We start from the raw sequence: 9313 nt of genomic DNA on the forward strand, positions 1-9313 counted from the left end.
TATCGGGAGGTAAGCGAATTTGATGTCGAATCAGACTGTCTATCAGTTCATAGCCGAGAATCAAAATGAACTGCTTCAATTGTGGACTGACACACTAAAAGAATTAAGTGAACAAGAATCATATCAGCTGACTGACCAAGTTTATGAAAATATATCTAAAGAATATATCGACATTCTGCTTTCATCTGTTAATGATGAGAGCGCTGCTGAAAGCCAAATCAGCGAACTGGCGCTGAGAGCCGTCCAAATCGGACTTTCTTTGAAGTTTCTGGCTACGGCGCTTGCTGAATTCTGGAAGCGTCTCTACACGAAGATGAACGATAAGAGATTGCCAGATCAAGAGAGTACGGAATTAATCTGGCAGATTGACCGCTTCTTCAGTCCGATTAATACAGAAATTTTTAATCAGTACTCCATCTCATGGGAAAAAACAGTATCCCTGCAAAAAATTGCACTGCAGGAGCTTTCTGCGCCGCTGATCCCGGTTTTTGAAAATATAACGGTCATGCCGCTGGTCGGAACGATTGATACGGAACGCGCAAAACGAATTATGGAGAATCTGCTTAACGGCGTTGTCAAACACCGTTCCCAAGTCGTGCTGATCGATATTACCGGTGTGCCTGTCGTCGATACGATGGTTGCCCATCATATTATTCAGGCGTCTGAAGCGGTAAGGCTTGTCGGAGCGAAATGCCTGCTCGCCGGAATCCGTCCGGAAATTGCTCAGACCATCGTCAATCTGGGCATTGATTTATCCCAAGTTATTACTAAGAATACCCTGCAAAAAGGAATTCAAACAGCATTGGAAATGACGGATCGAAAAATCGTTTCATTGGGGGAATAATATTGTGAGACATCCGAAAATCCCGATCTTGAAACTGTATAATTGCTTATTAGTATCTATTCAATGGGAACTAGATGATCAAACCGCATTAACCTTTCAAGAAGACTTATTAAATAAAATATACGAAACAGGTGCAAACGGGGTCGTCATTGACCTGACATCTGTGGATATGATTGATTCATTTATCGCCAAAGTGCTGGGTGATGTCATCACAATGTCTAAGTTAATGGGCGCAAAAGTTGTCTTAACCGGCATTCAGCCCGCCGTTGCGGTGACGCTGATTGAACTTGGAATCGCGCTTGAGGAAATCGAAACGGCGCTCGACTTAGAGCAAGGGCTTGAGACATTGAAGCGGGAATTGGGGGAATAGCGAATGAACGACCAATCCTGTGTAAAGATCATGACAGAATGGGATATCGTGGCCGCCAGACAGCTTGGGCGAAACGTTGCAAAAGAGCTGGGTTTCGGCACAGTAGACCAGGCAAGGATCACAACGGCTATATCAGAATTAGCCAGAAATATTTATTTATATGCCGGCAAGGGCCAGATTGGAATTGAACAGGTCACAGACAGAGGAAAAAAGGGCCTGAAAATTATAGCGGAAGACAAAGGGCCGGGGATTCCTGATATCCGAAAAGTCATGGAAGACGGGTTTTCAACGTCAGGCGGACTGGGAGCGGGACTTCCCGGCGTGAAAAGGCTGATGGATGAATTTAGCTTAAATTCCGTAGCGGGGGAAGGAACAGAGATACAAGCCATAAAATGGCTTCGGTAGGAGGTTAGAAAGTGGATTTTAGGGAGGTTATTGAGCAGCGGTACCATCAGCTGCTTAACCGATATATAGCCGAATTAACAGAAACATCTTTATATCAAGCCCAAAAATTCAGCCGAAAAACAATCGAGCATCAAATTCCGCCGGAAGAAATCATCAGTATTCACCGAAAAGTGCTGAAGGAGCTGTATCCGAGTCTCCCGGAAGATGTTTTTCATTCGCTGGATTTTTTAATAGAAGTCATGATTGGATATGGAATGGCTTATCAAGAGCATCAAACCCTCAGAGGGATACAGCAGGAAATTAAATCAGAAATTGAAATCGCAGCTAATGTACAGCAGACGCTTCTGGGAACAAAAATTCCGGAGGAAGAAGCGCTGGACATCGGCGCGATCAGTGTGCCCGCCAAACAGATGAGCGGTGATTATTACCATTTTGTTAAAGACAAAGAGTCCATTAATATTGCCATTGCTGACGTCATCGGCAAAGGAATTCCGGCAGCTTTATGTATGTCTATGATTAAATACGCGATGGATTCTTTGCCGGAAACGGGCATTCACCCTTCACAGGTGCTGAAAAACTTGAATCGTGTTGTTGAACAAAACGTTGATGCCAGTATGTTTATTACGATGTTTTATGCCAATTACAATACGGACAGTCATCGATTTACATACGCTTCAGCGGGACATGAACCGGGATTCTACTATTCTCAAAAAGACAATGCATTTTACGATTTAGAAGCTAAAGGGCTGGTTCTCGGGATCTCGCAGGATTATGACTACCGGCAATTTGACCAGTATCTCGAAAAGGGAGATATGATTGTTTTATTTTCTGACGGCGTTACAGAATGCAGGACAGAAAACGGTTTCTTGGAGCGTCTTGATATACAGAAGCTCATTGAGGAACATATGTGTTGCTCTGCGCAGGAAATGGTCAAAAACATATATGACAGCCTCCTCAAATTGCAGGATTTTCAGCTTCACGATGATTTTACGTTAATTGTTTTAAGAAGAAAGGTTTAGCGTTTGCCAGCCGAGGGTATACAACAACTATGATTTAAAGGATACTTTGAGGTGATATGAATGAATATAAATGTTGATGTGCGACAGAATGTGAATGATATACAAGTAAACATTGCAGGAGAAATTGATGTGTATTCAGCTCCGGTTCTCAGAGAAAAACTCGTTCCTCTGGCAGAACAAGGCGCTGACTTAAGGATTTGCCTGAAGAATGTCAGCTACATGGACAGTACCGGACTTGGCGTTTTTGTAGGTGTATTTAAAACAGTGAAAAAACAAGGCGGTTCGCTCAAGCTTGAAAATCTGTCTGACCGCCTGATCCGTCTGTTTGAAATTACAGGTCTAAAGGACATCATTGATATTTCTGCAAAGTCAGAAGGTGGAGTGCAATGAAGAACAAAGCTGATTACATCGAAATGAAAGTGCCGGCCCAGCCTGAATACGTAGGGATTATACGGCTGACTCTGTCAGGCGTCGCTAGCAGAATGGGCTATACGTACGATGAGATTGAAGATTTGAAAATCGCAGTGAGTGAAGCGTGTACAAATGCGGTTCAGCACGCATATAAAGAAGACAAAAACGGGGAAGTGTCAATCCGATTCGGTGTGTTCGAGGATCGTTTAGAGGTCATTGTGGCGGATGAAGGCGACAGCTTTGATTTTGATGAAAAGCAGCAGGATCTTGGACCGTACACACCTTCACACACAGTCGATCAATTATCAGAAGGAGGGCTCGGTCTATATTTAATGGAAACGCTCATGGATGAAGTCAGAGTGCAAAACAACTCCGGCGTCACCGTAGCGATGACAAAGTATTTAAATGGGGAGCGAGTTGATCATGACACAACCATCAAAAACTACGAAACTAACTAAGGATGAAGTCGATCGGCTCATAAGCGATTACCAAACAAAACAAGATGAACAGGCACAGGAAACGCTTGTGCAGGTGTATACAAATCTGGTTGATATGCTTGCGAAGAAATACTCAAAAGGCAAAAGCTTCCACGAAGATCTCCGCCAGGTCGGCATGATCGGGCTTCTCGGCGCAATAAAACGCTACGATCCCGTGGTGGGCAAATCGTTTGAAGCTTTTGCGATTCCGACAATTATCGGGGAGATTAAACGTTTCCTTAGAGATAAGACGTGGAGCGTTCATGTTCCGAGACGAATCAAAGAACTGGGGCCGAGAATCAAAATGGCGGTCGATCAGCTGACGACAGAAACACAAAGGTCGCCGAAAGTGGAAGAGATTGCTGAATTCCTCGATGTATCAGAGGAAGAGGTTCTTGAAACCATGGAGATGGGGAAAAGCTATCAAGCCTTATCTGTCGATCACAGCATTGAAGCAGATGCGGACGGAAGCACAGTTACCATTCTCGATATCGTCGGATCACAGGAGGATGGATATGAACGGGTGAACCAGCAAATGATGCTGCAAAGCGTGCTTCATGTCCTTTCAGACCGTGAAAAACAAATCATAGACCTAACGTACATTCAAAACAAAAGCCAAAAAGAAACTGGGGACATTCTCGGTATATCTCAAATGCACGTCTCGCGTCTGCAGCGCAAAGCTGTGAAGAAGCTTAGAGAGGCCTTGATTGAAGATCCCTCCATGGAGTTAATGTAATGATCCAGGTTGAAGAAAACCAGCATATTCAAACCCTTGTATACCAACTGAATAAAGAAGGAAAATCCATTTGCGGCGACAGCTTTTTTATGAAAGCTGATGACAAAGAATTGATTTGTGCGGTAGCTGACGGACTTGGAAGCGGATCGCTTGCCAACGAATCTTCTTCAGCAATCAAAGACTTAGTGGAAAACTATGCGAACGAAGACGTACAAAGCATTATCGAACGCTGTAATCAGGCGATGAGAAACAAAAGAGGGGCGACAGCTTCTATCTTGAAAATCAACTTTGAACAAAGGCAGTTTGCGTACTGCTCCGTCGGAAATGTACGTTTTATCCTGCATTCCCCGTCTGGTGAAAGCTTTTATCCTCTGCCGATTTCAGGCTATTTATCAGGCAAGCCGCAAAAATACAAAACGCACACCGCTACCTATGAAAAGGGTTCTAAGTTCATTATACATACAGATGGACTCAACGTACCCGATATCCGCTCCCATTTGAAAAAAGGCCAATCGGTAGAAGACATATCGAATTCACTGAAAATGTACACGACATCAAGAAAAGACGATCTGACATATATTCTTGGGCAGCTGTCCTAGAAGAGCAGAAAAAAGAAGCTGGGAAAGCCGGCTTCTTTTTTTGTGATTGACTATTAGTAAGTGCACTTATTATACTTGATAAGTGTACTTATTATTTAGGGGGATTACAAATGTGGAAATATGAATACACTGCAATATCAGATGCGGCACCAGAAGAAATCTGGAAATATTATCAGCACCCAGAATCCTGGAAACAGTGGGATGCGGGCATCACATCAGCTTCTCTGAAAGGGCCGTTTCAAAATGAAACGGAAGGAGCATTGCTTTTGCGAGGAAATACAGTTCCATTTTGGCTTGAACATGTGGAGAAGCATCAATCATTTTCTGTCATATCCCACCTTCCGAATACAAATGTAAAAATGGAATTTTATCATGTACTGCAAAAGCGACAAGAGGGACTAAACATCACGCATGGGGTTGTATTGGAAGGCGCAGAAGCAAAAAAATGGGGAGAAAAAATCGGGCAGGAACTGTCTAAAGACATCCCAGAGTCAGTCAACTGCCTTGTCCGTCTTTGCAAAGGAATGCTAAGATGAACACAAAATATTGGATTGGCGTCGTGTCAGAGCAGCATGTTTTAAAAGGGACCGCCGGCGGATTTGCCCAAGTATGCCACGGTAAAAAAGCGCCTCTTGCCAGGATGAAAGAGAATGATTGGCTTATTTATTATTCTCCGCGAGATGCATATCCGGACGGCAGGCTGCTGCGATGTTTTACCGCTATCGGAAAAGTGAAGAGCGGAAACGTCTATCAATATCAAATGGCTCCGGACTTTATCCCATACCGGTTAGACATTGATTACTTTCCGTGTGAAAAAATAGGTTTTTACGATATTAAATCTCAGTTGGAATTTGTTCAGGAAACAAATCATCTCGGGCTTTTATTTCAAAGAGGGCACTTTGAAATCAGCAAAAATGATTTTTTGACAATATCACAAGCGATGGGAGTAATATAAGTGAAATGGCACTCTAAATTTAGCGGACCGAACACAAGTCCAGGTTTTTTATTATGGCAGGTCACACAAAGCTGGCAGCGGAAAGTAGGGAAAGCATTGGCTGAGCATGACCTTACCCACGTTCAATTTGTTCTCCTGACCTCATGCAAGTATATGATTGCTCATGGAGAAACCGTCACGCAAAAAAAACTCGCAGGCTTCAGCCAGACCAATATCATGATGGTATCAGAGGTTGTGCGGACGCTTGAGAAAAAGGGATTTATCCAAAGAAGCAAAAATCCTCAGGATAAAAGGGAAGTTCTTCTGTCATTAACAGAAACAGGAGAGGAAAGAGTAACCTCTGCTCTGCCGATTGTCGAGCGGATTGACCAATCTTTTTTTGAAGCAGCCATGATAAAAGAGAACTTTCTAAGCGGCTTACAGGAACTCTTGAAAAATGAATAAAAATACGGGCAGCGGCAGCTGTCTTTTTTTATGTGTTTTTTTCTGTTTTTGATACACTAGAGTAAGAACGACAAAATTGGAGGCTATGGTTACATGGAAACGTCAGCCCTTTTGAAACAGCAAATTGCGAAAGAAATAGGTTTATCACAAAAACATGTTGAAAGCGTCATCCGTCTGCTTGAGGACGGCAACACAGTTCCGTTCATCGCCAGATATCGAAAAGAGCAGACGGGTTCAATGGACGAGGTTCAGATTCAGACCATTTCTGAACGATGGCAATACATACAAAACCTGAATCAGCGAAAAGAAGAGGTGATCAGGCTAATCGCCGAGCAGGATAAACTAACAGATGAATTAAAACGCAAAATTGACCAATCCGTAAAACTTCAGGAAGTAGAAGACCTCTACCGTCCGTATAAACAAAAGCGCAAAACGAAAGCGACAGTCGCCAAAAGCAAAGGCCTTGAGCCGCTTGCCGACTATATTATGACCCTTCCGCAAGATGACCGCCTTGCAGAAACAGCAGACCAATATATCAGTGAAGAAAAAGAAGTGTTCACCAGAGAAGAAGCCATTGAAGGCGCCAAGCACATTATTGCGGAACAAATCTCAGACGAACCGAATTTCAGAAAATGGATTCGCCAGGAAACCTTTAAAAAAGGAACGATCAAGTCAGCTGCCGGAAAATCAGCAGACACAGATGAAAAAAACGTGTACGAAATGTACTACGAGTATGAAGAGCCAATCGCAAAGGTCGTTCCGCACAGAGTACTTGCCATGAACCGCGGCGAAAAAGAAGACATTTTAAAGGTGTCTATCGAACCGCCAGCAGATCACATTAAGGCTTACTTAGAAAAGCAAATCATCAAAAACCGTTCAACGTCTGTAAAAGAAATCTTGCAGGAAACGATTGAAGACAGCTACAAAAGACTGATTCAGCCTGCTATTGAACGTGAAATCAGAAAAGAGCTGTCGGAAAAAGCGGATGAACAGGCGATTCATATTTTTTCTGAGAACCTCAGAAAGCTTCTCCTTCAGCCGCCGATGAAAGGCAAGACGGTTCTCGGTGTAGATCCGGCTTTCCGAACAGGCTGTAAGCTGGCAGTGTCAGATGAAACCGGGAAAGTCTTAAAAATTGATGTGATTTACCCGCATGCACCTGTCAAAAAAACGAAAGAAGCTCATGAGAAAGTGAAAGCGATTCTTGAAGAGTATCAAGTGGAAATGGTGGCGATTGGAAACGGCACGGCCTCCAGGGAGACAGAGCAATTCATTGTGGATGTGCTGAAGGACACGCCGCGTGATATTTATTATGTGATTGTCAATGAAGCGGGGGCAAGCGTATACTCGGCATCTGAGCTTGCCAGAGAAGAATTTCCTGAGCTTCAGGTCGAGGAACGCAGTGCAGTATCCATCGCACGGAGACTTCAAGATCCGCTTGCGGAACTCGTCAAAATTGACCCGAAATCTGTAGGAGTGGGGCAGTATCAGCATGACGTCAGCCAAAAACGCTTAAATGAATCCCTGCGCTTTGTCGTTGAAACAGTCGTAAACCAGGTAGGAGTAAATGTCAACACAGCTTCCGCGGCGCTGCTTCAGTATGTAGCGGGATTATCAAAGTCCGTAGCGGGCAACATTGTCAAAAAGCGGGAAGAGCTCGGTAAATTTTCGAATCGAAAAGAACTGAAAGATATTCCAAGGCTCGGCGCGAAAACCTATGAACAATGTATCGGCTTTTTAAGAGTGCAGGAAGGGACAGAGCCTTTGGATAGAACAGGAATCCACCCGGAAAGCTATAAAGAAACAAAAACGCTTTTGAAAAAGCTTGGTGTTTCAACAGAGCAAATCGGCACAGCGGAATTGAAGGACAAAATCAACAAACTGGAGCTTTCTGAAACAGCAAAGGAACTGGGAATCGGTGAAATTACGCTGAAAGACATTTGTGAACAGCTGACAAGACCTGAACGTGATCCGCGTGATGAGGTGCCTAAGCCTCTGCTGAAAACAGACGTTCTTCAGCTGGAGGATCTGAAAGAAGGAATGGAGCTGCAGGGCACCGTGCGCAATGTAGTGGACTTCGGAGCGTTTGTTGATATCGGAGTCAAACAGGACGGGCTTGTGCACATTTCAAAACTCAGCAATCAATTCGTCAAGCATCCGCTTGATGTTGTATCCGTCGGTGACATCGTGACGGTTTGGGTTGACGGTGTCGATGTACAAAAAGGCAGAGTGTCACTGTCTATGGTAAAATAAAAGCACTGCTTACGAGCAGTGTTTTTTCCTATAGAAATACCAGCATTGATTCAGCAGTTTAATTTGGTAATTATCTTTTTCAAGGAACGCTTTTTGCATCTGCTTTTTCAGCCAATTTGGCATAGGCTCATTCCTCCTCAGCTTTTATCATAAGAGGGGCGGTGATTACCCTATTGTATGCGAACAGTGAATTGTCCCGTTCAATGTTTTTTTAGTGAGGTGCACCATGGATAACAAAGAGCTGCAAAAGCTTACAGAGGATATTTCTAACACATATTTCAAAAAGCCGTTTCGCCATCAGGCTGTTTTCAACGACAGACTCAAAACGACTGGCGGAAGATACCTGTTAACCTCTCATAACATCGAATTGAACAGAAAATATTTGATTGAACATGGGAGGGAGGAACTGATTGGCATTATTAAGCACGAGCTCTGCCATTATCATCTTCACCTTGAAGGAAAAGGATACAAGCACAGGGACAAAGATTTCAGAGCGCTTCTCCAGCAAGTCAATGCGCCCCGCTTCTGTACGCCTCTAAAGAAAAAAACAGAAAGCAACAAAACATATAGGTATATATGTACGGCTTGCGGCCAACAGTATATAAAGAGACGCGCCATGAATCCTGACAGATACAGATGCGGAAAATGCCGCGGGAAAATAAAAAGAATTTTTTCGTAAAAAAGGTTGACGAAACTGGCAAGCCTATGTTACATTATAAAAGTCGTCACGAGAGATAAATAAAAAACATTTACCTCTTGACTCTGAATGACAAACCTGATATAATGAATCTTGTCTCATTA

General features: G+C 43.4%; 13 protein-coding genes and 1 pseudogene. 13 read left to right on the forward strand and 1 reads right to left on the reverse strand.

Translation table 11 applies throughout. The annotated features are described in order from the left end of the window. Nucleotides 1–19: 19 nt before the first annotated feature. The 12 genes and pseudogenes from rsbRA (at nucleotide 20) to CJU60_RS14565 (ending at nucleotide 8512) form a co-directional block, all read left to right on the forward strand. Nucleotides 20–844, forward strand: coding sequence for an RsbT co-antagonist protein RsbRA (gene rsbRA / locus CJU60_RS14510; protein WP_081638235.1), 825 nt, complete (start codon nucleotides 20–22; stop codon nucleotides 842–844). A 4-nt stretch (nucleotides 845–848) separates the two neighbouring features. Beyond that, nucleotides 849–1214, forward strand: coding sequence for an RsbT antagonist protein RsbS (rsbS, locus tag CJU60_RS14515; RefSeq protein ID WP_003225190.1), 366 nt, complete (start codon nucleotides 849–851; stop codon nucleotides 1212–1214). Nucleotides 1215–1217: 3 nt separating this feature from the next. Further along, a complete protein-coding gene (gene rsbT, locus CJU60_RS14520; protein WP_024120299.1) occupies nucleotides 1218–1619 on the forward strand; it encodes a serine/threonine-protein kinase RsbT in 402 nt (133 codons plus the stop codon). Nucleotides 1620–1630: 11 nt separating this feature from the next. After that, nucleotides 1631–2638: a phosphoserine phosphatase RsbU gene (rsbU, locus tag CJU60_RS14525; protein WP_024120300.1), complete on the forward strand. Its 1008-nt coding sequence runs from the start codon at nucleotides 1631–1633 to the stop codon at nucleotides 2636–2638. A gap of 60 nt (nucleotides 2639–2698) precedes the next feature. Continuing rightward, complete coding sequence (gene rsbV / locus CJU60_RS14530) at nucleotides 2699–3028, forward strand: anti-sigma factor antagonist RsbV (protein WP_095714127.1); 330 nt, start codon at nucleotides 2699–2701, stop codon at nucleotides 3026–3028. Then, nucleotides 3025–3507, forward strand: a complete 483-nt coding sequence (gene rsbW, locus CJU60_RS14535; protein WP_024120302.1) for an anti-sigma B factor RsbW — start codon at nucleotides 3025–3027, stop codon at nucleotides 3505–3507. The genes rsbV and rsbW overlap by 4 nt, the downstream gene beginning before the upstream one ends. Next, nucleotides 3473–4261 carry an RNA polymerase sigma factor SigB gene (sigB, locus tag CJU60_RS14540; RefSeq protein WP_024120303.1) on the forward strand — a complete coding sequence of 263 codons (789 nt, stop codon included), beginning with the start codon at nucleotides 3473–3475 and terminating at the stop codon, nucleotides 4259–4261. The genes rsbW and sigB overlap by 35 nt, the downstream gene beginning before the upstream one ends. Continuing rightward, a complete protein-coding gene (gene rsbX, locus CJU60_RS14545; protein WP_095714128.1) occupies nucleotides 4261–4860 on the forward strand; it encodes a phosphoserine phosphatase RsbX in 600 nt (199 codons plus the stop codon). The genes sigB and rsbX overlap by 1 nt, the downstream gene beginning before the upstream one ends. Nucleotides 4861–4970: 110 nt before the next feature. Beyond that, nucleotides 4971–5396 (forward strand): SRPBCC family protein, encoded by a 426-nt coding sequence (locus tag CJU60_RS14550; RefSeq protein WP_095714129.1) that lies wholly within the window; start codon nucleotides 4971–4973, stop codon nucleotides 5394–5396. Next, nucleotides 5393–5832 (forward strand): annotated as a pseudogene (locus tag CJU60_RS14555) (EVE domain-containing protein). Before CJU60_RS14550 ends, CJU60_RS14555 begins: the two are co-directional and overlap by 4 nt. Then, nucleotides 5816–6259: a MarR family winged helix-turn-helix transcriptional regulator gene (locus CJU60_RS14560; RefSeq protein WP_095714130.1), complete on the forward strand. Its 444-nt coding sequence runs from the start codon at nucleotides 5816–5818 to the stop codon at nucleotides 6257–6259. Before CJU60_RS14555 ends, CJU60_RS14560 begins: the two are co-directional and overlap by 17 nt. 93 nt (nucleotides 6260–6352) lie before the next feature. Then, nucleotides 6353–8512 carry a Tex family protein gene (locus CJU60_RS14565; protein WP_095714131.1) on the forward strand — a complete coding sequence of 720 codons (2160 nt, stop codon included), beginning with the start codon at nucleotides 6353–6355 and terminating at the stop codon, nucleotides 8510–8512. Nucleotides 8513–8521: 9 nt separating this feature from the next. Here CJU60_RS14565 and cmpA read toward each other — a convergent pair whose 3' ends face one another. Beyond that, complete coding sequence (gene cmpA / locus CJU60_RS14570; protein ID WP_003225207.1) at nucleotides 8522–8635, reverse strand: cortex morphogenetic protein CmpA; 114 nt, start codon at nucleotides 8633–8635, stop codon at nucleotides 8522–8524. 103 nt (nucleotides 8636–8738) lie between these two features. Here cmpA and CJU60_RS14575 point away from each other — a divergent pair, with 103 nt between their 5' ends. After that, nucleotides 8739–9191, forward strand: a complete 453-nt coding sequence (locus CJU60_RS14575) for a SprT family protein (RefSeq protein WP_024120307.1) — start codon at nucleotides 8739–8741, stop codon at nucleotides 9189–9191. The last annotated feature ends 122 nt before the right edge of the window (nucleotides 9192–9313 follow it).

The organism is Bacillus sp. 7705b (assembly GCF_002289525.1).
Taxonomy (GTDB): domain Bacteria; phylum Bacillota; class Bacilli; order Bacillales; family Bacillaceae; genus Bacillus; species Bacillus halotolerans.